A 23,262-nucleotide genomic window follows, 5' to 3' on the forward strand; every position below is an offset into this window, starting at 1 on the left:
GTGGCTCGACCACCGGACGCCCTCTCATGGCCGCGCTCGATCTGTTCGGTCGGCGATGGAGCCTGCGAGTGGTGTGGGAACTACACGAAGGCGCCCTGGGTTTCCGTGCCCTCCGTGGACGCTGCGGCGACATGTCCTCCAGCGTGCTGCGTCAACGCCTCGTCGAGCTGATCGAGGCGCGTCTGGTGCACCAAACCTCGGACGGCCACTACGCCCTCACCGCGCTGGGACGACAGGCTCATACAGCGCTCAGCCCCCTCGTCGACTGGTCGGCCACCTGGGCCGCCGAACTGGCCGAGCAGTCCGCCGATCCCGGCACCCCTACCGCCGGCGCCCCGGACACCCCCGATGCGGGGCAGGAGCAAAACTGGGGCAGGAGCAAAACTAGGGCACTACTTTCGGATCGGCGGGCGGACCCGATGAAGCGGCCACGCGCGTCAGATGCCGCGGCGGAGCCCCCACAACCTGATGCCACATGACTCACACCAGTTCGGGTTGCGGTTCCGGTTGCAGCACTGGTGCGGCCTTCGGTTCCCACAGTCTGGTGGTCCGCACGTAGCCGTAGATCACTGAGGCCATCGCCAGCAGGAGGAGGGGGCCGAACACCCACGGATGCTGGGCCATTTCCATCGGCAGATAGCGATAGGACACCAAGAGCGCGGCGAAGACCGTGGTGCCGTAAGCGACCAGCTGGATTGCTGACCGGTCCCAGCCACGGTCGAACGCGCGCAGCGCTGCCTCGATCATGAGCGTGAACACCACACCGGCAATGAGATCCACGCCGTAGTGGTAGCCGAAGCCCAGCGTCGCGCTGAGGGTGGCGATCAGCCAGAACGTGCCCGCGAAGCGCAGAATCCGTGGGCCCGTTCGGGAGTGAATGAAGATCGCGGTAGCCCACGCCGTGTGCAGACTGGGCATGCAGTTGCGTGGGGTGATCCCGTCGTACGGCATCGGGTGCGGGATGCTGATCGGCGGCGGTGTGTGCGGCCACAGGTTGGCCGCCGCCCATTGCACGCCGCCGGTGCCGGAGGTGCCCGGGCCGTAGGCGAAGATCGGACCGACCACGGGGAAGATCATGTAGATACCCGGCCCGACAAGGCCGATCACCAGAAAGGTGCGCAACAGGTGATGGCTCGGGAAGCGACGCTCGACCGCCACGTTGCGCAGCTGGTACAGCGCGACGACGATCGCAGCCACCGCAAGCTCACCGTAGACCCAGTCATCGAGAACCACGGTGCTGATCGGGTCGGTGGCCTTGACGATCCGGCCCACCAGCCACGACGGGTTGCCCAGCGCGTGATCGGCGGTTGCCACGTACTGGTCGAGCACCGTCGGGTGGGTCTTCGCCGTGATGAGCAGCCAGGTATCGCCGGTCTTGCGGCCTGCCACCAGCAGCAGGCCCAGCCCGACGCCCTTCAGCAGCAGAACACGTTCCTGGCCCGTGCGGCGCGTGATCGCGATGACCGCATAGCCCAACATCACCCACAACGCGCCGTTGCCAAAAAATTGGCCGTCGGGCACCTTCGCGTCGACCGCCCACCGCACCAGCACGAAGACGACGTCGATGCCGATCGCGACACCGGTCGCGATGAACCGTTGCCGCCAGGTGAGCACCACCATCATCAACGCCAGACCGCCGTACAGCGGCCCCGGTTTGGGGGCGAAGATCACCTCTCGCGCCTGGTTGGTGATCGGCCCCGGTTGGCCGCCGTAGTGACGCGCGGCGATCTCCAGCGCGATGAGCAATCCGAGGGCCGCCACACCCGCGGTGGCCCACAGGATCGTCCGTGGTTGACGCCACGTGGCGAACGTCATTTTGCGGCTTATTCGGGAAAACACCCGCGATGCTGTAGGTATCAATTGTTTGGCCGATTTGTTAGGTGTGAGGTGAAGAGGTCACTCTTCGTGCTGGATAGTACGGCTTTCCGGTGAAGCACGGGCGAAGACGGTGCTCGTCCAGACTCCGATCATGCCATCGCGGCGGTACGGGTGGCTTCGCCGGTCGCGCCGTTGGTGGTTGGCCCGCTGGTCCGGAGTCCGAACTTCTCCTGTCCGCCTAACTGGAACGTTGAGCCCCGCTTACAGCGGCTGAACCTCACTGGTGGCGGCTTGACATGGACAACGCGTCGGCGATCCTGTCGGTCGCCGACGCGCGGATGTCCGGATCAGGTCTGCCGCTCGCTGATGTTGACCATCCACGTGATCCCGAACTTGTCCGTGCACATGCCGAACACGTCGCCCCACTTCTGCTTTTCCAGCGGAACGGACACGGTGCCGCCGTCGGACAGCTTGTCCCAGTAGCCGCGCAGTTCATCCGCGTTGTCGCCACTCAGGCTCACCGCGAAGTTGTTCCCGGGTTTGTGTTCGGTCCCGGGCGGATTGTCGGCGCCCATCAGTGTGAATCCGCTGGCGGTCTCGAGCATGCTGTGCATGATCTTGTCGGCGTATCCGGGTGGCGCCTCGGAGCCGAAGGCGCCGTAGGTGTGGACGGCCAGGTCGCCGCCGAGGGCCTCCTTGTAGAACTCCATGGCTTGCTTCGCTTCACCGGAGAAGCTGATGTATGGGTTGAGGCGAGAGGGCATAATTTGTGCCTTTCGTTACGAATGGTCGACGCGGGCAGCCTACGTGCCTCAGCAGCGAAGTCGGACGACCTGAGGGACGTGGTCGCTCGCCTGGGCGGGTGCGCAGGCGGACCGCCGTAACGGGGTCGGGGCGCGGGGTCCGGGCGGCGGTCGGCCGCGGCTGCTGTCCCGCGGGGGGACGGGCAGCGACCGGGCCGAGGGTGACGGCGCGCATCATGGTGCCGCTTTGGCGCAGGACGCGGCGTCCGATGGGGTGGCGCCTGGCACCGCTGCTGTGGCAGCTTCCTCCTTCGTTCGGACCCTCGGACCCTCGGGCCCGACGGCTCACCGACGATCGACGCGCCGGCGGAAATCCCCTACCCAGGTCGCCGGAAAGGGCGGAGACTCGTCCCATGGCTGACATGGGGTCGTTCCGGGAGGCGGTCACCGCGTGGGCGGCCGGTGGCCCCGGCGATCCCGCGCGCGAGCTGGCGGCGCGACTGCCCGTCCGGGCGGCCGTGTTGCTCGAAGGGCCGAGTGACGTCGCGGCGGTCAGTGCGCTGGCCGCGCGCCGCGGCCGGAACCTGGCGGCCGAAGGGGTCTGCGTTCTGCCGATGGGCGGTGCGATGAGCGTCGGGCGCTTCGCCGGCCTCCTCGGGCCACCGGGGCTGGGCCTCCGCCTCACGGGACTGTGCGACGAGGCGGAGCGTCGCTACTACGCCCGCGGCTTGGCGCGGGCCAGTGCGGCGCAGCAACGGTTCTTCGTCTGCGCGGCGGATCTGGAAGACGAGCTCATCCGCGCGCTGGGTGTGACACGGGTGGAGGAACTCGTCCGGGCGGAGGGCGACCTGCGCGCCCTCCAGACCTTCCTGCGCCAGCCCGCACAGCGGGGCCGCACCTCAGAGCAGCAGTTGCGGCGCTTCCTCGGCACGAAGAAGGGGCGCAAGATCCGCTACGGCCGCGTCCTCGTCGAGGCCCTCGACCTCGACCGCATCCCCGCTCCACTCGACGGTCTGCTCACCAACCTCTGACCGTTGGGCGACGTCGATTTCGGCCACCCACCCGACGTACCGCCGTATGCGGTGGGCGAGCAGATGTGGGTGTGCGCGCCGCGCGCACGGCCGCCGCGTTCTCCTCGCGCGCGGCTGGGCCGAGCCGGCCCCGATCGACGACGTCGATGACCGCTTCGTCGTCGGCGAGGTCAACCAGCAGGCACTGTTCCGCCGGGTGGCCGCCGTTGTGCACCACGGCGGCGCGGGCACCACGACGACGGCGACCCGGGCGGGGGCGCCTCAGGTGGTGGTCCCCTGATCGCCGACCAGCCGTAATGGGCCGACCGAGTGGCCGAGCTGGGCATCGGCTCGGCTCACGACGGCCCGACGCCGACCTTCGACGCCAGTGAGCCAGGGAAGGCCGCCCGCGTCGGAGTGAACGTCGCCCGGCCCGGGCAGTGGCTTCCACGTTGCGCCAGAGGTGGCAGACGGTGAAGACGGGAACGTCGAACCCCGGCGCGAGATGTGCGCCGGGGTTCGGCGACAGCTCAGGAGGACGTGGGGGACAGCTGGAGCTTGGCCTTGCGGCCGGTAACCGACTTCACCCAGATCTCCAGGTTGTTGAACGTGATGGTGCCGCCCGGACTGGTGGTGCCACTCAGGTGCGCTCCGCCCGTGGTGACGGCCGTCATCTTCACGGAGTGGGACCTGATGTGCGTGATCTTCAACTTGCCGAATCCGAACGTGCGGCTGTTGACCTTGATGGTTTTGGGCGCCGATACGGTGGTCTTGCACCGCCCGTCGTAGCAGGGGCCGCTACCAGCGGCAGACGCCACCGGCGTCATCAGGCCGAAGCCCAGTGTGCCCGCCATGGTCAGCGTCACGGTAGTCGTCGCGGCTCGTCGGCGCATGCCCGTATTCATCAGTTGTACCTCCTGTTTTCAAGGGTTGATCCCCGCTGGGCATTTCTAACCCGCCGGCCCTGGGACCCCTCCCGAACGGCGCGCGCGATGCGTGTGAAGACCCCGGCCGGCCTTATGGGCGGACCACGCGAATGACCAAAGCTCAGGGGCCTGACCTGGGCTTTTGCCGCATAAGTGCAGGGTGGTTTTCCACCCGCCAGGACACGGGTACTCAATCGGCCCGACGTTCTACACCTACGCCTACCCCGAGCCGGCCGGCCTCGCCGACCACCCGATCCGCCTCGCCGCCGCGTCCTACCGGCGGGAATCCGGCGAATTCGTGCTGCCCTACGAGGCGGTCGCCACTGCCCCTGATCCGGACCGGGCCCTGAGCGCATTCCTGCACACCACCTACGCGGCAACCGCCGAGCTGGCCCACTGGGACCGCGCGACGTTGGAAGCCGACCCCCACCGTTGGGAACACCACTGACGTCGCGCATGCGTCAGACTGTGTGCGACTGCGTCAACAGGTTAGGGACAGAGTTGTGTTGGAGCCCCGCCACGGTGTCAGAACCTGGGCGGAGGTGGTCGGGGTGGAGCCCAGGATCAAGGACTGTCCGCTGGCCAGGACCGTGCTCGCCGTACGGCAGTGGTGGACGCTGGAGCTGCTGCACGAGGTGTTCGACGGGTTCACCGAACCTGATGAGATCCGGGAGAACCTCGGGTTGTCCGACGAGGTGCTCGCCGAGCGGCTGGACGCCCTGGAGGAGCGGGGGCTGCTGGCGCGGCGGGATGACGGCCGGTACGAGGCGACGGAGCTCGGGTGGTCGCTGCGGCCCGTCATCCTGGCGATGGCGGCGTGGGGCAATCGTGGGCTCGCCGCCCACGAGCGGAGCCTGATCCTGGTCGACGCCGCCACCGGGGCGGAGGTCGAGCCCGTGGTGGTGGACTCCGTCAGTGGCGTGCGGGTGGATTCGGAGGCGTTCCGTTTCACCGCCGGGCCGGTGGCCAGTGAGCCTCTGCGGCTCAAATACCGGAAGAAGGGCCTGTCACACGGCAGCGGTGAGGCCGCCCCGCCTCGGCATTCCGCCTGAGCCTGCCACACGGGGCGGGCGCGGCCGGTCACCGACCGCTCGCGTCCGCCGCGCCGTCCGCCGCGCTTCGGAATCCGGGTGCGTAACCGTGCCGGGCGTACGAAGGAGCGAGCGCTCTGTTTCCTCGCGTCGCGAACCGAGCGGCAGGCGCCCTGCCGCGCTACCGCTGCGAGGCGAAGTCCACCAGCGCCCGCACGCCCGCGCACAGCAGCTCGCGATCGCCGCAGATCGCCACCCGCACCAAGTGCCGCGCCATCGGCAGGGACCCTACCTCGGTCACCCGGCCGGTGTTGTCGACGACCGGCCGCAGGGCGAACCCCGTCGCGGGTGCCACCGCGACATCCGTCGCTGCGAGCAGTCCCTCGGCGAAGGTGTTCGCGTCCATGCCGGTGCGTCCGACGTCGAGCAGTGCGTACCAGCCGCCGGCCGGCAGCGCGTCCAGCAGTCCCGCCGTGACCAGCATCGGCAGCGCCTCGTCCCGCGCCGCCCGGACCATCTCGCGGTGGCGCCGCACCGCGGCGTGCGCGTCCAGCGCGGCCAGGCCCGCGTACTGGACCGGGGTCGCCGGGGCGATGATGCTCGCCTCTTGGACGACCCGCAGCGCGCTCGCCGTGACGTCGTTGGGGGTGACGACATAGCCGAGGCGGCACCCGGTCATCGCGTAGCTCTTGGAGAAGCTGTACGTGCTGAACACCCGCCGCCGGTCCGGTGGCAGGTCCCGCTCCAGCGAGGCCAGCGACACATGCTGTCCCTCGTAGACGAAGTGTTCGTACGCCTCGTCGCTGATCACATACCAGTTGTGCTCCTCGGCGAGCGCGAGCAGCCGCCGCAGTTCGGCTTCCTCCAGTACGGCTCCGGTGGGGTTCGAGGGTGTGTTCACCACGATCGCGCGGGTGCGCGGCCCGGACACGTCCGCGAGCCGCTCGATGTCGACACCGAGGTCGGCCCGGAGCGGATAGAACACCGGGCGGAAACCGGCCAGCAGCGCCTGCTGAAGGTGAATCGGCCAGTGCACCTCCGGCAGCAGCAGTTCGGCGCCCGGCGTGGCGATGGACTGAAGCAGCGCGGCGAGGCCCTGGCACGAACCCGGGGACACGAACACCCGGTCCGGGGTGGTGTGATGCCCGTTCTCCGTTTCCAGCTTGGCGGTCAGTGCCTCCCGGAGCCGCGGCATGCCTTCGGCCGACGTATAGGTGGTGCGGCCGTCCGTGATCGCCTTGGTCAGCCCCTCGGCCACCTCTGGTGGCATGCGGAACGAGGGCTCGCCGACGTGCAGTTGGTTCACCGGGCGGCCGGTCTCACGCTCCAGGGCATCGGCGGCGCGGAACACATCGTGCAGGCACGACGGTGGAATTCCGGCCGCCGGTGGGAACTCCGCCGACGCTGATGCTGGCGCCGATGCTGCCATCGTGTTCTCCCTTTCCCGTGAGTGGCCCCGTTCGTGCTGTGCCTCGTCCGTGGTGTGTTCGCGCGTTCGCGCGTTCGCCGCACTGCTCCTCCGCTGTGCTGCGTCGGCCGCGCCCGGTGTCACGTCGTCCTGCCGCCGTCGACCGGTACGAGCGCGCCGGTGATCCACCCCGACATGTCGTCGTCGAGCAGCAGCGTGATCCACCTCGCGACCTCGTGGGGTTCGCCGAACCTGCCCAGCGGGGTGGACGCGAGCAGGTCCGCGCGCAGCGTCTCCGTCTGCGTGTCGGTGAGCCCCAGGTCGGCGTACATCGGCGTGTCGACCGGGCCGGGCAGGATCGCGTTCACCCGGATCCGGGGCGCCAGCTCCCGCGCCCACGAGCGGGTGAGGCTGTTGACGGCGGCCTTCGTCGCGCCGTACAGGGAGCGGTTCGGCATGGCCAGGGCGCCACCGACCGACGACACGTTCACCACCGCGCCACGGTGTGCGCGCAGGGCGGGAAGGCAGGCCCGCAGCGTGTTCACCGGGCCCCGGAGGTGCACCGCGAACATGGCGTCCAGGTCGGACAGCGAGGCCGAGTCGATCGGTGCGAAGCGTGCCAGACCGGCGTTGTTGACCACACCGGTCACCGGGCCGCAGCGCTCGGTCAGGGCCCGCACCGCGGCCTCGACCTCGGACGCGGAGCCGACATCGGCGGGCAGGGCCACCAACTCCCCTGGTTCAGTGCGCAGTTCGTCGCCAAGCGTGTGCAGCAGCTTCTCGCGTCGGCCGATCGCCCCCACCCGCGCGCCCGCCCGGCACAACAGCTCGCACGCCGCACGGCCGATGCCCGAGCCGGCGCCGGTCACCACGACAGTCTTGCCGGACACACTCATCCGCGCACGCTCCTCGCCTGTGGTTGCCCCGACGCTTCGCCTGCGGCCGGCCGTCTGCCTACGACTCTGTCCCAGAAGCGTCTGTACCTCGGCGTGCCTTTCGGAAATCCTTCGTACCGACCTTCGTACCGACGTCCAGCAGCTCGACGTACCGCGCGACCAGGACGGACGCGCTCAGCATGGCGAGTCCGCGCGTGGTGAGGCCCTGCCGCCAGTCGTGGAGGGCGGCGTAGAGGGCCTGTGTGCCCCCGGCCGTACGGATCTGCTCGATGATGGTGCGGATGTGGTCGAGCCCGTGACCGCCGCGTCGCAACAGGAGCGTCAGCTCCGCGTCGCGCAGGTCGTCGGGACCGTACGAGCGGCGTCCGGAGACGGGTTCGCGCCGCGGGGTGAGGATGCCCGCCTGCTCCCAGTTCCGGAGGGTCGCCGGGGTGACGCCGAGGCGGCGGGCGAGCTCCCCGATGCTGAACGCCACGCCGCCGGTGGGAGGTTGAAGGGCGGCGCCCTCGGCGGGCGCGAGATCCTGGAGCGCCTCCTCGACCGCGTCGAGCGTGCCCCGGTCGCGCAGCAGCTGGGCGTGGCCGCGGTCGATGGCCGTCAGCGCCGCGTCGATCCGGCCTGTGTTCAACGCCCGCATGATCTGCCCGCTCATCGCGTACCCCTGGGCCGGGATGAGCGCCAGATAGGCGCGCAGCGCCGCCGCGTGCGACGCGGTGTAGGTGCGGTAACCGCTCGCGGTGCGGTCGGCCGGGGGGACACAGCCATCCTTCTCGTAGTTGCGGACCGCCTGGGTGGAGATGCCGTGCTCACGCGCGAGGTCGACCGGGCGCAGATGTCTCATGGATTGAAACTTTACCCTCAGCTCCCCCCCAATTCTCACGGCCATCGGTGTCAAAGTTTCAACCGACTTTTCAGGTGTACGCTCAAAAGCATGTGAATCCCGGCGTCGGCGGCGGAAATGCGCGGCGCCGGAATTCCCACCGCCGACAGGTCGATCTCGGGAAGGACCATCGGAATGCCGACAGCCATCGAAGTGGCTGGACTATGCAAGAGCTTCGGCTCGGTGACCGCACTTGATCACCTCGAACTCACCGTGCCGGAAGGGACGGTGCACGGCCTGCTGGGACCCAACGGCGCGGGCAAGACCACCATCGTCCGCGTCCTGAGCACCCTGCTCACGCCGGACGACGGAAGGGCCGAGGTATTCGGCGTCGACGTGCGCAGGGATCCACGACAGGTGCGCCGCATCATCGGACTGACCGGACAGTACGCGGCGGTCGACGAATTGCTGACCGGGCGCGAGAACCTGGTCATGATCGGCCGGCTGTTCCGGCTGTCCAGGCCGGCCGCGAAGACCCGCGCCGGCGAACTGCTGGAGCGCTTCGACCTCGGTGACGCGGCCGACCGGCCGGCGCGGACGTACTCGGGCGGCATGCGGCGCAGGCTCGACGTCGCCGCGAGCCTCATGGCCCGGCCCCGGCTCATCTTCCTCGACGAGCCGACCACCGGCCTCGACCCGCGCAGCCGGATGGAACTGTGGCGGATCGTCCGTGAGCTGGTCGCGGAGGGCACCACCGTGCTGCTCACGACGCAGTATCTGGAAGAGGCCGACCAGCTCGCCCACTCGCTGTCGGTGGTCGACCAAGGCAAGGTCATCGCCAGCGGCACCCCGGACCAGCTGAAGTCGCAGGTGGGAAACGACTGGGCCGTGGTGACCCTGATCGACACCGCCGACTTCGACACGACCACCGAACTCCTGCGGGACCAGCTGGGCGCCGGTCTGACCGCCGACCCGGAGACGCTGCGGGTGCAGGCGCCGCTCTCCGACGGCGGTTCGCTGGCCGATCTGCTGCACACGCTCCGGGAATCCGGCGTCCAGATCGGCGATGTGTCCGTACGCCGTCCGACGCTCGACGATGTGTTCCTCGCGGTGACCGGACATGCCGCGCATTCCGCTGAGCCGGAGACCGACGAGAAGACCGGGGAGGACACCACGTGGTCATGACGTCCGCGGCCTTGACGCCCGATAGCAGCGCGGTGGCAGCGCGGCCGCAGGGCGGGGTCTCCTGGTGGTTCTCCGACCTGTGGGAAATGACGCTGCGCAACATCAGATATCTGGTGCGCAGCCCCGAGATGGTGCTGTACTCGCTCCTTCAGCCGGTGCTGTTCATTCTGCTGTTCGCGTATGTCTTCGGCGGCGCGATCGAGGTCGGCGGGGACTATGTGCAGTTCCTGCTGCCCGGCATTTTTGTCCAGATGGCGCTCTACGGATCGGCCACCGGCACCACCATCGGCGTCGCCGCGGAAATGCGCACGGGGCTGATGGACCGCTTCCGGTCGATGCCGATGAGCCGCACCGCCGTACTCCTCGGCCGTACGGTGTCGGAGGTCTTCCGCACCGTGGCCTCGCTGGCCGTGATGGTGCCCATCGGTCTGCTCATGGGCTTCCGTTTTGAGAACGGCTTCCTGCCCGCGCTGGGCGGCATGCTGCTGTTGCTGCTGTTCGGCCACGCGGTGTCATGGCTCGGCGCCTGGATCGGTCTGTCGGTGCACAGCGCGCAGGCCGCCCAGGCGGCGGGCGGCGTGTGGGTCTTCCCGTTCGTGCTGATCTCCTCGGCGTTCGTGCCGACCGAGACGATGCCGGGATGGCTCCAGGTGTACGCGGCCAACAGCCCCATGACCACGGCCGTGAACGCGCTGCGCGCGCTGTTCACCGGCGGGCCCGCGGCGAGCGACGTGCTGCAGACGGTCGCCTGGTCCTTCGGGCTGATCGTGGTCTTCGGCTGGCTGTCGATGCGCAAGTTCGAGTCGTTGACGGCGCGTTGACGTGTCGGGGCGCGGCCGAAAGCCGCGCCCCGGACCCACCCGTCAGTGCTGGGACAGCACCCGCGCCACCGCCTCCCGCATACGGCGCAGCACCTCGTCGAGGATGTCCGGCGTCGTGGCGAAGTTGAGCCGTACGTGGCCCAGCCCCTCGGGGCCGAAGTCGCCGCCGCGGAAGAGCATCACCCGGGCGTGCTCCGTGAAGAAGCTCGCCGGGTCGTGGCCCAGGCCGAGCGGACGGCAGTCCAGCCAGGACAGGAAGGTGGCCTCCGGCAGGTGGCGCACCACGCCCTCGGGCAGCTCCTGGTGCACCCGCAGCCGATTGCGCGCGATCACCTCGCGGACGCCGTCCAGCCAGCCGTCGCCGGAGGTCCACGCCGCCTTCAGCGCCGTCATGGCCAGAATCCCGACCTGGCCGAACAGGATGCCGCGATGGGCGTCGACGGCCTCGCGCAGCCGCGGCACCCCGATATGGGCCACCGCGCAGCGTGCCCCGCCCAGGTTGAACGCCTTGCTTCCCGAGGTGAGCGTGACGGTGTGCGCGGCGGCGTCCGCGGAGAGCGAGGCGAACGGGATGTGCCGGTGGCCGTCGAAGACCAGGTCGGCGTGGACCTCGTCGGAAATCACCAACAGGTCGTGCGCGACGGCCAGTTCGGCCAGCGCCTCCAGCTCGGCGCGGCGGAACACCCGCCCGGTCGGATTGTGCGGGTTGACCAGGAACAGCGCGCGGGCCCCGGCCCGCACCTCGTCGGCCACCCGGTCCAGGTCCAGTTGCCAGTCCCCGTCGCGGTGCACGACGGGCACCGGCCGCGGCGGACGCCCCAGCTTGACCAGGACGTCCGTGAAGGGCGGGCAGGCGGGGGAGTGCAGCACCACCGGGTCACCGGTCTTCGTGCCCAGGTGCAGCGCGACCTGCATTGCCTGATTGATGTCGGTGAAGGTGCGGACATGTGTCGGATCGGCGGCGAACCCGAAGCGACGCCGCATACGGTCGCCGAAGGTGCGCCCCAGCGGGCCGCCGTCGGACTCGTCGTACCCCGACGGATAGCCCAGATCGGTGTCCACGCGGTGCAGCACGGCCTCCCGCACGGCGGGGGCCACCGGAAAGTCCATGTCGGCGATCCACGCGGGCAGCACTCCGTCCGCCACGCTGCCCCACTTCTCCCCGTCCCTGACCCGGAATCCGGCCAGGTCCACCGAGTCGAGTCGGGTCACACGCCCACCTGCCCCTGGTCGAGCGGGACCGCCGCGCTGTCGTTCCGTGTCGTACCCCAGCGGTGGTCGGTCTCGGTGTGGATGTACCAGAGGTCCTCCTCGCTCAGCGCGACGGACACCACGCCCGGGAACGCCTCCTCGAAATAGGTGTACGGCTTGCGGTTGTCGAGATTCGGCGAGTGGTAGTCCAGTTTGTCGACCATGCCGTGGATCCTCGTGATCGGGGTCGCCGGGTGGTACGTCAGTATGTTGGGGCTGGCCAGATCGATCAGCTTGTCGGCGATCAGGTTGCTCACCCCGGCGATCGTCTCGTCGATGCTGGCCCGGGTCTCGCCCTCCAGGCCGAACAGGACGGACGTACCCACCCGCAGTCCCGTCGACTTCACCAGCGACACCGCCGCGCGCACCTTCTCCGCCCAGCTGTGCCCCTCCACCCGCCGGATATTCTTGTGGATCTTGTCCATCACCTGGTCGGACATGCTCTCGATGCCGATGTAGACGTAGCTGCACCCGGCCGCCCGCATGATCTCCAGGGTCCGCCGGGACTCCTCGAGGGAGTGCAGGGCGACCAGGACGTCCACGGTCAGCTGCGCCCCCCACTCCAGCCGGCCGAGCCGCTCCACATCGGCGGCGGTGGGGAGAAGGCGGCGATGGTGCTCCGCCATTTCCCCGGCCGGTGTCTCGCGGACCCGGCACAGCTCCTCGCAGAAGTCGACAACATCGCGGTAGGTGCCGCTCCAGAACACCGAGTCGTCGAAGAACAGCGCCTCCGCGCCATAACCGACGTACTCCACAACGCGGTTGACGCCCGCGGAGGTCTGGCGGAACCTCTTCAGGCCGCCCGCCAGCTTCGCCGTCTCCGAGCAGAAATTGCACTGGTACGGGCAGGCGTTGGAGACCATCACATGTGCGGTGCGCCGGATCTCGTCGGTGCGCGGGTCGACGAAGATCGGGAACCGGGAGCGGATCGCGAAACCCTCGTACGGCGACGGCAGGGCCGCCAGGTCGATTTTCGGGCCCTCCTGCGGGTAGGCGAGGGTGGTCTCGGGGGTCAGCAAGGTGATCAGGGAGCGGCCGGGCATCGGCTCCTGCTCGGACAATAACTCCTCCAGCAACCTGCGCACCGCGTCCGGCCGGACCAGGTCCGTGTCCAGGTCGACGGCCGCCGCGATCGCCCGCATCAGCAGGTCGAGGGAGTAGTAGGCCTCTCCGGAGATGGTGGCGTCCACGACGTGCGGCACCTTGCCGGTGCGGATCACCGACAGCGTGCTGCTCGGGGCCACCATCATCATGTCCTTGCCGGGCAGGCAGGTGATCGTCTCGTCCACGTGCCGCCCGCCGAGCACGACGAACACCCCGGGGACCTCTGCCTTGGCCATCGCGGCGATCTCCAGCGCGTAGCGGTGCGCGGGGGAGACGCTGGAGATCAGCACCACCTTCGGCCGCGCCCGGCGCAGCAGTTCCAGCCAGCGGTTCTTGGCGTGCTGGTCCCATACGCGCGGGTCGTAGACGGTCTCGTCGGTGTTCGGGTCGTCGCCGTGGACCCGGAAGCCGTCGTGTTCGACGGAGAGGCGGTAGGACTGGTCCGGGAACCTCGTCCACCGGGGCGCAAGATCGTTGTAGTGCCGCGCCCGCTCCAGCGGCACGGCGTCGTGGACCGCGTTGTGCACGGCCACCGACAACGCCGCGTACAGGCACATGGGGTCACCGGGGTAGGTGATCTCCCCTTCCGCCTGGGTCATGACCGGTGCGAGCACGGACAGCACCGGGAACCAGCGGTCAGGGCGTCGGCCGTCGCGCAGCTGCTCGGCGAGCCGGGCCCGGCGGCGGGCCCGGCGCTGGGCGAGGTCCGCGGAGACACCGGTTCGCGGAATTCGTCGGACCTCGATTTCCTGATGCACTCGAACTGCTCCCCCTCCACATTTCAGTGTCGTGGGCGTCATGGAACACGGGTGTTCCATGGGGTCTTTGGAGGCTCCCTCTCTTTTGCGCCATTGCACCGCGACGTTCGACTCCGCGTCACTACATGACGTCGCCAATCCATCATGACGCAGCGGGCAGGCGTCGCCGGAGTTTCGTGAAGGACAGTTGACAGAGTTGATATAAGGGCAGGTCTCGTTGTGCTACCAAGAATGAGCACGCTCGGGAGAGGCGGCCGCATCACGATAAAACCGTGCCCGTCTCGCGTATGACGCTTACCGTGCCCTCTCACGCCCGAGACGGATCTGACTGGCCCACTTTTCTCAGTCGGGAGAGAACATGACTTCATCCGACCTCTTCGAGTCCGTCTATCGCGGTGAAAGCGTGTACGGCAAACGCCCGCCATGGGAGATCGAGAGGCCGCAGCCCGCCTTCGTCGCGATCGAGGAGGCGGGACTCGTCCGGGGTGACGTCTTTGATCCGGGCTGCGGCACGGGCGAGACATCGCTCTATCTGGCGAGCAAGGGCCACACGGTGACCGGCGTCGACTTCTCGGCGACGGCGATCGCCACGGCACGGCGCAAGGCCGAGGAGCGCGGTCTCGACGTCACCTTCGAGGTCGCCGACATCCTTGCGGACGGAGGGAAGAGCGGGCTCTACGACACCGTGATCGACTCCGGTACGGCGCGCATGTTCGACTCCGGAACGCTGGCGACCTACGCGGCGGTGCTGCACCGGCTGTGCCGGCCCGGGGCGTTCGCGTATGTCCTCGCCCTCACCCAGAGCGGGATGGAGGACCTGACGGCGCGGCTCGCCGAGGAGATCGACGGCATCCCCAAGGAGGTCCCCAAGGACGACGAGGGCGCCGGCGGACTGAGCTTGACGTTCAACCACATCCCGGACGGCTTCTCCCGGCACTGGACGGTCGAGTCCGTCACCGACAGCGCGGTGCACTACATCCTCCCGTCCGAGACGACGGAGACCCTCCAACCGGCCTCCTGGCTCTACCGGTTCCGCCGTATCTGACGACACCCGCCGCCTCGCACGGACGACGAGGAGTGTTCATCATGGAGGAACTCGGGCGGCTCTCTGTCCATCTGGTGCAGCAGGGCGTGTGGGACATGCCCCTGGAGTCGATGCCGCTGGCGTCGGGATATCTGAAGGCCTGCGTCCAGACCGACGAGCGCGTCCGCGACCACGTGGACGTGTCGATCCGCAACTTCCGCGGCGGCGTCACCCTGATGCGGATGGCGAACGAACTGTTCGCCGACGGGGCGCCGGACGTGCTGGCGTTCTCGGTGCTCGGCTGGAACATCCGTGAGTTCGGGGCGCTGGCGGAGACGTTCAAGCAGCTCAACCCGCGCGGTCTGGTGGTGTTCGGCGGCACGCATGTGGCGAACCAGGCCGAGCGCACGTTCCGGATGTTCGACGACGTCGACGTCATCGTGAACGGCGAGGGCGACCTGGTGCTGCCCGATGTGCTCGACGCGTATCTGCGCGGAGTGGACCGCACCGCGCTCGGGGACATCGCCGGCATCACCTACAAGGACGCCGGAGGCACCGTGGTGACGACCCCGGCGCGGCCCCGGATTCAGGACCTGGACGTGATTCCGTCGCCGTTCCTGACCGGGGCGATTCCGCTGCTCGACGACAACGACCGGTTCCGCTACGACGTCGCGCTGATGGAGACCAACCGCGGCTGCCCGTACAAGTGCTCGTTCTGCTACTGGGGCGGTGCCGTCGGGCAGCGGGTGCAGAGCTTCTCGCGGGCCCGGCTGCGGGCGGAGCTGGAGCTGTTCGCCCGGCTCAAGGTGCACACCATCGTGCTCTGCGACGCGAACTTCGGGATGCTGCGGGCCGACGAGGAGTTCGTCGACGATGTCATCGACCTCCGTGAGCGGTACGGGTATCCGCGCGCGGTCGAAGCCTCGTGGGCGAAGAACAAGTCGAAGGTGTTCTTCAACATCGTGCGGAAGATGAAGAAGCACGGCATGCGCAGCTCCTTCACCCTGGCGCTCCAGACGCTCGACGACACCGCGCTGCACCTGATGAACCGCAAGAACATGAAGGTGAACGACTGGGAGGACCTGGCCGCCTGGCTGAACCGGGAGGGCCTCGACGCCTACGCGGAGCTGATCTGGGGTGCCCCGGGGGAGACGGTCGAGTCGTTCCTGGAGGGCTACGACCGGCTGTCCCGGCATGTCTCGCGGATCGCCGTGTATCCGCTGCATCTGCTGCCCAACACGGACTACGCGGAGAAGAAGGCGGAGTACGGCATCGTGTCCGTGCGCGGCAACGTCGACGACTTCGAGTACATCCTGTCCCATAACACAATGAGCTTTGCCGACAACCGGCGGATGAAGCGGTTCCTGTTCTGGGCGCGGGTGATGGCGGAGAACGCCGTCCTGCGCGGTACGTGGGTCGCCATCCGCGATCTGAGCGACCTCACCCAGTCCCAGGTGCTGACCAACCTCGACGCGTTCGTGCACCAGGTCGACGATCCGGCGGCGCTGCCGCTGCGGGCCTGGGTCGCGGAGGCGGAGAACAGCAACACCGCCTGCGGCGACGCCATCAAGTACCTCTTCGGCGACCCGGTGGCACGGGAGCTGCTGGAACGCTGGTGGACGGAGTCGGTGCGTCCGCTGCTGCCCCCGGAGCGGGGGGACCTCTTCGACGAGGTCTTCCGGTACGACCTGCTCACCCAGCCGTACTACCACCACCCCGACGCCGCGGGCCGGCCCGAGCGCCTGGACACCGAGACCATCCGTGGCGAGCGGTATCTGCGGCGCAGCGGCGTGACGATGCGTTACGACGTGGCGGCGCTGCTCGTCGCGCTGCGGACGGGGCAGGTCACACCGACGGACCTGACGGCCCGTGAGCACACCGTGGACCTCTTTTACCGCCAGGGCGCGGAGAACTTCATCGGGTCCACGAACCATGAGGAGGTCGTCCACTTCATCGGGCTGACCCGGGACGAGGTGGAGGCCGCCGCCGCCGTCCGCGCGGCGAAACGCGACGCGGAGGACGCCGACGAGGACGCCCAGCAGGTGCAGGGCGGCCGTCAGGGCCTGTCCCTCACGCTCAGCGAGCACGGCGGCTATTCGTGAACGGTCCCCGAAGGGACCGGAATTGACCAGCGAGGAAGCGGTGTCTTGACCACTCTGACGTATACCGACTATTTGCAGATGGAGACCCTGCTCTCGTTGCAGGAGCCCCGGATTCCGGCGACAGCGGGCCGGGCGGCGGTACTGGCCGAGCAGTTCTTCATCATCACTCACCAGTCGTGTGAGCTGTGGCTGAAGCAAGTCGGGGCGGACCTGGGCGCCGCGGCCGATGCGCTCACGCCGCCCTGCGACGTCGACGACCTGGAGTCCGGCGTCGAGTTCCTGATGCGCACGGGGGAGATCCTGCGTGTGCTGCACGGCCAGTTGCTCGCCCTGGAGAAGCTGCCGGTCCAGTACTTCGCCGAGTTCCGGCCGTACCTGGGCACGGCGAGCGGCGCCCAGTCGGCGCAGTTCCGGCAGCTGGCACGGCTGCTGGGTAGCGATCAGCATCCCGGCAGTCTGTACCAGGCGTTCGTGGCGGCGGCCGCGTATCACGGCCGGACGGTTCCCGAGGTGTGCCGGCAGGGCGTGGGAGCCGGGGCCCTGCACCGCATCGCCGAGGCGCTGATGGACATCGGCAACGGCTACTGGCACTGGAAAGTGACCCACCTGGCGCTGATGTCGAAGATGGCCGGCAACCGCCAGGGCACCGGCGGCACGAGCGGCGTCGACTTCCTGGCCCGGCGGGTCACCATGCCGTTCGCAGAGCTGCGCGGGCTGCGGAGCCAGTTGCACGACGGCTGAGGGCCGTGCCGGGTGCGCACGGCCCTCTGCGCAGCCGGACCCTGGCCTTCACCCCTGCCGGGCCGCGTCCACCAGATCCGCCAGTTCGGCCAGCGTCGTGGCCTCGAATATGCTCCGCATCGGGATCACGACGTCGAATTCCTTGCGGATCTGGCGCGCCAGCATCGTCGCGAGGACCGAGTGGCCGCCCAGTTCGAAGAAGTTGTCCTGCGGCCGTACCCGCGGGACCCCGAGGATCCGCCGGACGAGCTCGCAGAGGTCGATGTCCCCGGAGGCGGCCGCCTCCGCCGCCGGGTGCCCGGCGCGGGCGGCGGTGAGGGCCGCCCGGTCGACCTTGCCGTTCGGGTCGGTGGGGAAGCGGTCCAGGACCACCACGGTGGACGGCACCATGTGCTCGGGCAGCGACCTGGCCACGTACCGCCGCAGCTCCGCGCCGTCGGCGCCCGTGCCGGTGGACGTGGTCACGTACCCCATGATCCGGGCGGTCGCGATATCGCCCTCCACCACGACACAGGCCAGGTCCACGGCCGGGTGCGCGGCCAGCCGCGCCTCGATCTCGCCCAGTTCGATCCGGAAGCCGCGGACCTTGACCTGGCTGTCCACCCGGCCGGTGAAGAACAGCTCGCCGTCCGCGCGGCACCGCCCCCGGTCGCCCGAGCGGTACATCCGGCTGCCGGGCGGGCCCGCCGGGTCGGCCACGAACCGCGTGGCGGTCAGCCCGGGATGGTTCAGATATCCGCGCGCCAGGCCGGGCCCGGCCAGATACAGCTCGCCTTCCTCACCGCTGCCGACGGGGGACAGCCGCTCGTCGAGGACGCGCACCGCGCTGCCGGGGAACGGCCGGCCGATGCCGATGTTGTCGGGATCCGAGATGCGCCCGATGCTGCTGCCGACGGTCACCTCCGTGGGGCCGTAGCCGTTGAACATCCTCCGGTCCTCGGCCCAGGTGCGCACCAGGGAGGGGGACACCGCGTCGCCGGTCGACACCAGCGTGCCGCCCGGCAGGACATCGTCGGCGTCGGTGACGCTCAGGGCGACCGGCGGCAGGGTGGCATGGGTCACCCGCCGCTCGATCAGCGTGTCCCGCAGCGGCTGGCCGGGAAGCAGGTCGTCGGCCGCGGCCATCACCAGGGTGGCGCCGGACATCAGCGCGAGCGAGATGTCCCAGAAGGCGGCGTCGAAGCTGATCGACGCCCACTGGAGCACGCGGTCGCCGGGGCCCGTGCCGATCTGTTCGCGCTGGCCGGCCACCAGGCCCGCGACGCCGCCGTGCGTCACCGCGACACCCTTGGGCCTGCCGGTCGACCCCGAGGTGAACACGATGTACATCAGGTGGTCGGGACGCAGCGGCGCGTGCCGTTCCGCGTCGGTCACATCGTGGCCGGGACGCGTCTCCCACTCCGCCCGGACGTCGGGGTCGTTGATGACGATGCGCGGCATGTCGGTGCCAGGCGTGGCGAGTTCCGCGTCCTTGGACGTGTGGAGCAGCAGCACCGGCCGGACCTGCGCCACCATGTGCGCAAGTCGTTCGGACGGATAGGCGGGGTCGAGCGCGAGGTAGGCACCGCCCGCCTTGAGCACCGCCAGCAGCACGGTGATCAGGTCCTCGGACTTGGGCGCGGAGACCGCGACCGCGCGGTCGGGGCCCACCCCGCGGTCGATCAGCCACCGTGCGAGCCGGTTGGCCGCCGCGTTCAGCTCCGCGTAGCTGACGGCCGTGTCCTCGAACAGCACGGCGGTCCGGTCGCCCGCCCGCGCGGCGACCGTCTCGAACAGACGCGGTACGGTGCGCGGCACCACGTCCGGCGCGCGGCCGTGCGCCGCGCCGTGCCCGTCGACGTCACGTGTCATGGGACCTGGTCCTCCGTTTCTCCCGAACATGTGGACTGTGCGCCGCCCGGGGGCTCGGACAGGTCACCTCGCGGGTTGTGTGGCGAGCGACAGCAGGGCCTTCTTGTCGACCTTGCCCATCGGGGAGCGAGGCAGCTCGTCGAGCCGCACCATCCGGTCGGGGATCTTGTACGTGGCCAGCCCGCACCCCCGGAGGAACTCCTTCATAGCGGCCGCCCGGAAGCCGTCCCCGGCGACCACCAGGAACGCGTACGTCCGCTCGCCCAGGGAGGCATCCGGCACGCCGATGACCGCGGCGTCCCGCACCTCCGGGTGGGTGCACAACTGGCGTTCCACCTCCAGGGCGGACACCTTCTCGCCGCCGCGGTTGATGATCTCCTTGACCCTCCCGACAACGACGATGTTGCCGTCGGCCGAGCGTCGCACCAGGTCGCCCGTGCGGAAGAACCCGTCGGGTGTGAACGAGCGCGCGTTCTCCTCGGGAGCCCGGAAGTATCCGCGGATCGTGTACGGGCCCCGGGTGAGCAGCTCGCCGGTCTCGCCGTCGGGCACCACCGCCCCGGACTTGTCGACGACGCGCACCTCGTCCTCCGGGCACATGGGCCGCCCGTCGGTGCCCGTCTTCACCTCGTCCGGGTCGTCGAACCTGGTGTGCGTCAGCAAGCCCTCGCTGATGCCGTACCAGCGCATCACCTCGCGGCTCAGCGCCTTGCCCGCCCGCTGCGCGAGTGCCGGGTCCAGCGGGGCGCTGCCGACCTGGAGCGTCAGCCCCGCCAGGTCGCTCATGTCCCGGTCCGCGTCGGCCCACAGCCGCAGCACGGCCGGGACGACCGTGGTCAGGGTGACCCCCTCCCGGCGGACCAGCGGGAACACCGTGTCGGGCCGCACCGTCGAGGTCAGTACCGCCTTGCCGCCGAGCAGCAGTGCGCCCAGGATGCCGGGGCATCCCAACGCCGCGTTGTGCGCGGCCGGGTTGACGGCGAGATAGGTGAAGTCCCGGTCGGCGCCCACCGCTTCGGAGGAGGCCCGCACGACGAGGCCGTAGTCGTCATGGGTGCGGGGTATCAGCTTCGGCTGTCCGGTGGTGCCGCCCGACAGCAGGAACAGCGCGGGGGCGGCCGGGTCCACCGCGGGCAGGGCGATGTCGTCGCCGCGCAGCGAGTCCAGGTAAGTGAACTCCTGGGCGTCACCGCTGACGAGCACCCGCGGGACCGAGGGGATCTCCCGCGCCAGCTGCCGGTAGTCGAATCCGCCGAACTCGTCCTTCACGAGGTAGGCGACGGCACCGGAGTGCTCGCTCAGGTGGGCAATCTCCAGCGCGCGGTGCCCGGGCAGGGCCAGGACCGGAATCACCCCGGCGCGCAGCAGCGCGAAGAGCACGACGGGGAACGCGGGGACGTTGGGCAGCTGCACCACCACCCGGTCGAGCGGCTTGAGTCCCGCCCCGAGCAGTCCGCGCGCCAGCCGGTCGGCCCGCCGGGCCAGCTCCGCGTAGGTCAGCCGCTCCTCGTCGCAGACGACGGCCACGCGGTCGGCGTGCCGCTCGCAGGAGTCGAGCAGGAGGTCGCCGAGCGGCCGCCCCAGCCACAGTCCCCGTCGGCGGTAGCTCTCCGCGAGGTGGCCGGGCCAGGGGACGAATCCGTCAAGCATGATCGCGTTGCCTTTCGTAAGGAGCGCGGATGGAAGGTGACGGGCAGCCTGCTGTGGCCGTAAAGGAAGGTGGAGTAGATCCGGGACGGCTCCCCGCCGAGTTCGATCCTGTCCACGTGCGCGAGGAGACCGCGTACCAGCGCGCTCACCGAGGCCCGGCCCAGCGCCGCGCCGACGCAGAAGTGCGGTCCGTGGCCGAAGGTGAGGTGCTTGTTCGGGGCGCGGGACAGGTCGAGGTCGCGCGGCGACGCGAAGACGGTTTCGTCGTTGTTGGCGGAGATGGTCCAGAGCGTCACGATGTCGCCCGCGCGCACCCGCTCGCCCCGCAGGGTGAAGTCGCACAGGGCCGTGCGCGCGAAGTGCATACCCGGTGTCGCCCAGCGCAGGAGTTCCTCCACCGCGGTGTCCACGGAGATGCTCCCCTCGCGCAGACCCCGCCACTGCTCGGGGTGCTGCGTGAAGGCGAGGACCGAGCTGATCGCGGTCATCCGCGACGACTCGTCCCCTCCGAGGATGAGGCTGTAGCAGTTGAGCGCGATCTCCTCCGGCGTCAGTGGCCGGCCGTCGACCTCGGCCCCGGCGATCATGCTGATCACGTCGTCGCCCGGGTTCGCGCGCCGCTCGAAGGCCAGGTCCATCAGATAGAGCACGATTTCGTTGCGGGCCTCCAGCGCGTCCAGCTGCGCGCCGCCCGGGGCATCGGATGCCAGCGCCGCCTTGCTCCACGCGAGCAGGCTCTTGCGGTCCTGTTCGGGAACGGACAGCAGATCGCAGATGGTGTTCATCGGGATGTGCTCGGCGACCTCCGCGGCGAAGTCGAACGATCCCAGCTCGGTGACCTTCCCGATGAGTTCCGCCGTGCGCTGCTCGACCCTGCGCACCACCTCGCCCAGCACCTGGGGGGAGAAGGCGCGCAGCATGATGCTCCGCAACTGCCGGTGCCGGGGGCGGTCGGTGACCGCGAGCATCTTCCCGCCCGCCGAGTCGCCGCCGTGCAGCAGCACGTCCAGGACGTTGCCGCGGGCGGAGCTCAGCCGCTTCCAGTCGTCGTGACAGGACAGAACGTCCTCGTACCCGGCGACGACCCAGAAACCGGGGCGTCCCGCGGCGGCCGGGTGCCAGTGGACGGGCCGCTCCCGGCGCACCCGCCGCCAGAACGCGTGCGGGTCGTGCTCGACGAATGTGGCCGGGTCCGTGAGGTCGAGTGACAAACTCATCCGGACACTCCTTTCACTGGCACCGTGATAAATCGTCATGACCCGACCGCCCGGCGCCCCCCATGTCTTACCTAGTTCTTTCGTGAATCCCGTGATGGCGGCGGAAGCGGACACCATGGAACTGGTGAAAGCGGTGGGCTATCGAGAAAGGCGATGCGATGAGCCGGATGCGGGAACAGGGCTGGATTCGGTCACTGGTCACGGTCGAGGCCCCCGCCGTCCGACTGGTGTGCTTCCCGCATTCCGGGGGCTCGGCGTCGGCGTTCGCCGACTGGGCCACGGCACTGCCGCCCGAGGTCGAACTCGTGGCCGTCCAGTACCCCGGACGCGGTGACCGCTTTGTCGAGCAACTGGTTGACGACGTCGCCGAGATGGCCAGCCACGCCGTGGCGGAGCTGCTCCGGCTGCCCACCTGCGACGACGTGCTGTTCGGGCACAGCCTGGGCGCCCTGGTGGCCTACGAGTCCGCCCTGCTCCTGCGCGACATGGGCGAACAGCCGAGGATGCTGTGCGCCTCCGCCTGTCTTCCCCCGGGGCATATGAAGAACCGGGAGGTCCACGCGGCGCCCGACGACGAATTCTGGGCGACCCTGTACGCGCTGGGCGGCATCGACCCCGGCATTGCCGAGAACGAGGAGCTGCGCGAGCTGCTGCTGCCGACGCTGCGCTCGGACCTGCGGGCGCATGCGACCTACCGGCCCTGCTCCGGGACCAAGCCGCTGTCCTGCCCGGTGAGTTGCTACCACGGCGTCGGCGACCCGATGGTGGACGAAGCGCTGCTGGGGGAGTGGGCGGACGTCACCTCGGGCGAGTTCAGGCTGCGGGTCCGGCCGGGCGGGCACTTCCACGTGGGCACCGACATCGCGGGTCTGGTGTCGGACATCCTGGGGCGCGAAACGGCGTGAC

At 69.5% G+C, this 23,262-nt stretch carries 22 protein-coding genes and 1 pseudogene; 11 read left to right on the forward strand and 12 right to left on the reverse strand.

Going from position 1 to position 23,262, the window contains the following annotated elements; genetic code table 11:
• Positions 1 to 26: 26 nt before the first annotated feature.
• Positions 27 to 479, forward strand: coding sequence for a winged helix-turn-helix transcriptional regulator (locus JK363_RS44665; RefSeq protein ID WP_201875305.1), 453 nt, complete (start codon positions 27 to 29; stop codon positions 477 to 479).
• Position 480: 1 nt separating this feature from the next.
• Here the strand turns inward: JK363_RS44665 and JK363_RS14660 are convergent, their stop codons facing one another.
• On the reverse strand, positions 481 to 1,815 hold the full coding sequence (locus JK363_RS14660; protein WP_201875306.1) for a phosphatase PAP2 family protein: 1,335 nt from the start codon (positions 1,813 to 1,815) through the stop codon (positions 481 to 483).
• Between the two features lie 350 nt (positions 1,816 to 2,165).
• Positions 2,166 to 2,582 carry a VOC family protein gene (locus tag JK363_RS14665; protein WP_201875307.1) on the reverse strand — a complete coding sequence of 139 codons (417 nt, stop codon included), beginning with the start codon at positions 2,580 to 2,582 and terminating at the stop codon, positions 2,166 to 2,168.
• Between the two features lie 392 nt (positions 2,583 to 2,974).
• Between JK363_RS14665 and JK363_RS14670 the strand changes: the two genes are divergently transcribed.
• On the forward strand, positions 2,975 to 3,592 hold the full coding sequence (locus JK363_RS14670) for a TOPRIM nucleotidyl transferase/hydrolase domain-containing protein (RefSeq protein ID WP_201875308.1): 618 nt from the start codon (positions 2,975 to 2,977) through the stop codon (positions 3,590 to 3,592).
• Positions 3,593 to 3,665: 73 nt separating this feature from the next.
• Positions 3,666 to 3,958, forward strand: a pseudogene (locus tag JK363_RS14675) (glycosyltransferase); the annotation flags it as partial.
• Positions 3,959 to 4,101: 143 nt separating this feature from the next.
• Here JK363_RS14675 and JK363_RS14680 read toward each other — a convergent pair.
• Entirely contained in the window at positions 4,102 to 4,437 is a 336-nt protein-coding gene (locus JK363_RS14680) for a hypothetical protein (RefSeq protein ID WP_307821726.1), read from the reverse strand.
• 220 nt (positions 4,438 to 4,657) lie between these two features.
• On the opposite strand from JK363_RS14680, the gene JK363_RS14685 reads away from it, so the two are divergent.
• Together JK363_RS14685 and JK363_RS14690 are read left to right on the forward strand one after the other, a co-directional pair.
• Positions 4,658 to 4,945 carry a DUF5996 family protein gene (locus tag JK363_RS14685; protein WP_201875310.1) on the forward strand — a complete coding sequence of 96 codons (288 nt, stop codon included), beginning with the start codon at positions 4,658 to 4,660 and terminating at the stop codon, positions 4,943 to 4,945.
• Positions 4,946 to 5,000: 55 nt separating this feature from the next.
• Positions 5,001 to 5,549: a winged helix-turn-helix transcriptional regulator gene (locus JK363_RS14690; protein ID WP_307821727.1), complete on the forward strand. Its 549-nt coding sequence runs from the start codon at positions 5,001 to 5,003 to the stop codon at positions 5,547 to 5,549.
• 160 nt (positions 5,550 to 5,709) lie between these two features.
• On the opposite strand, the gene JK363_RS14695 is transcribed toward JK363_RS14690, so the two are convergent.
• From JK363_RS14695 to JK363_RS14710, 4 genes are all read right to left on the reverse strand, one after another.
• Positions 5,710 to 6,957 (reverse strand): pyridoxal phosphate-dependent aminotransferase, encoded by a 1,248-nt coding sequence (locus JK363_RS14695; protein ID WP_201875311.1) that lies wholly within the window; start codon positions 6,955 to 6,957, stop codon positions 5,710 to 5,712.
• 119 nt (positions 6,958 to 7,076) lie between these two features.
• On the reverse strand, positions 7,077 to 7,832 hold the full coding sequence (locus JK363_RS14700) for an SDR family NAD(P)-dependent oxidoreductase (RefSeq protein ID WP_201875312.1): 756 nt from the start codon (positions 7,830 to 7,832) through the stop codon (positions 7,077 to 7,079).
• A gap of 58 nt (positions 7,833 to 7,890) precedes the next feature.
• The gene (locus JK363_RS14705; RefSeq protein ID WP_201875313.1) at positions 7,891 to 8,673 is read right to left on the reverse strand and encodes a TioE family transcriptional regulator; all 783 of its coding nucleotides are present in this window, start codon (positions 8,671 to 8,673) and stop codon (positions 7,891 to 7,893) included.
• A 50-nt stretch (positions 8,674 to 8,723) separates the two neighbouring features.
• Complete coding sequence (locus tag JK363_RS14710) at positions 8,724 to 8,861, reverse strand: hypothetical protein (RefSeq protein ID WP_201875314.1); 138 nt, start codon at positions 8,859 to 8,861, stop codon at positions 8,724 to 8,726.
• Between JK363_RS14710 and JK363_RS14715 the strand changes: the two genes are divergently transcribed.
• Together JK363_RS14715 and JK363_RS14720 are read left to right on the forward strand one after the other, a co-directional pair.
• Complete coding sequence (locus JK363_RS14715; protein ID WP_201875315.1) at positions 8,848 to 9,837, forward strand: ATP-binding cassette domain-containing protein; 990 nt, start codon at positions 8,848 to 8,850, stop codon at positions 9,835 to 9,837. The genes JK363_RS14710 and JK363_RS14715 overlap by 14 nt on opposite strands.
• Positions 9,834 to 10,658: an ABC transporter permease gene (locus JK363_RS14720; RefSeq protein WP_201875316.1), complete on the forward strand. Its 825-nt coding sequence runs from the start codon at positions 9,834 to 9,836 to the stop codon at positions 10,656 to 10,658. Before JK363_RS14715 ends, JK363_RS14720 begins: the two co-directional genes overlap by 4 nt.
• 42 nt (positions 10,659 to 10,700) lie before the next feature.
• Here the strand turns inward: JK363_RS14720 and JK363_RS14725 are convergent, their stop codons facing one another.
• Entirely contained in the window at positions 10,701 to 11,870 is a 1,170-nt protein-coding gene (locus JK363_RS14725; RefSeq protein WP_201875317.1) for a MalY/PatB family protein, read from the reverse strand.
• Positions 11,867 to 13,771, reverse strand: coding sequence for a B12-binding domain-containing radical SAM protein (locus JK363_RS44195; protein ID WP_201875318.1), 1,905 nt, complete (start codon positions 13,769 to 13,771; stop codon positions 11,867 to 11,869). The genes JK363_RS14725 and JK363_RS44195 overlap by 4 nt, the downstream gene beginning before the upstream one ends.
• Positions 13,772 to 14,129: 358 nt before the next feature.
• Between JK363_RS44195 and JK363_RS14735 the strand changes: the two genes are divergently transcribed.
• From JK363_RS14735 to JK363_RS14745, 3 genes are read left to right on the forward strand one after another with little or no spacing between them, the layout of a single operon-like run.
• Positions 14,130 to 14,816: a class I SAM-dependent methyltransferase gene (locus JK363_RS14735; RefSeq protein ID WP_201875319.1), complete on the forward strand. Its 687-nt coding sequence runs from the start codon at positions 14,130 to 14,132 to the stop codon at positions 14,814 to 14,816.
• Between the two features lie 41 nt (positions 14,817 to 14,857).
• On the forward strand, positions 14,858 to 16,897 hold the full coding sequence (locus tag JK363_RS14740) for a KedN5 family methylcobalamin-dependent radical SAM C-methyltransferase (protein WP_215910908.1): 2,040 nt from the start codon (positions 14,858 to 14,860) through the stop codon (positions 16,895 to 16,897).
• A 45-nt stretch (positions 16,898 to 16,942) separates the two neighbouring features.
• A complete protein-coding gene (locus tag JK363_RS14745) occupies positions 16,943 to 17,638 on the forward strand; it encodes a tryptophan 2,3-dioxygenase family protein (RefSeq protein ID WP_236075770.1) in 696 nt (231 codons plus the stop codon).
• Between the two features lie 48 nt (positions 17,639 to 17,686).
• Here the strand turns inward: JK363_RS14745 and JK363_RS14750 are convergent, their stop codons facing one another.
• From JK363_RS14750 to JK363_RS14760, 3 genes are all read right to left on the reverse strand, one after another.
• Entirely contained in the window at positions 17,687 to 19,489 is a 1,803-nt protein-coding gene (locus tag JK363_RS14750) for a non-ribosomal peptide synthetase (protein ID WP_201875320.1), read from the reverse strand.
• Between the two features lie 63 nt (positions 19,490 to 19,552).
• On the reverse strand, positions 19,553 to 21,079 hold the full coding sequence (locus tag JK363_RS14755; protein ID WP_236075803.1) for a (2,3-dihydroxybenzoyl)adenylate synthase: 1,527 nt from the start codon (positions 21,077 to 21,079) through the stop codon (positions 19,553 to 19,555).
• Entirely contained in the window at positions 20,986 to 22,356 is a 1,371-nt protein-coding gene (locus tag JK363_RS14760) for a cytochrome P450 (RefSeq protein ID WP_236075771.1), read from the reverse strand. Before JK363_RS14760 ends, JK363_RS14755 begins: the two co-directional genes overlap by 94 nt.
• A 158-nt stretch (positions 22,357 to 22,514) precedes the next feature.
• Here JK363_RS14760 and JK363_RS14765 point away from each other — a divergent pair, with 158 nt between their 5' ends.
• A complete protein-coding gene (locus JK363_RS14765; RefSeq protein WP_201875322.1) occupies positions 22,515 to 23,261 on the forward strand; it encodes a thioesterase II family protein in 747 nt (248 codons plus the stop codon).
• Position 23,262: the final 1 nt, after the last annotated feature.

Origin of the sequence: Streptomyces coffeae, assembly GCF_016741875.1 — a bacterium.
GTDB classification, from domain to species: domain Bacteria; phylum Actinomycetota; class Actinomycetes; order Streptomycetales; family Streptomycetaceae; genus Streptomyces; species Streptomyces coffeae.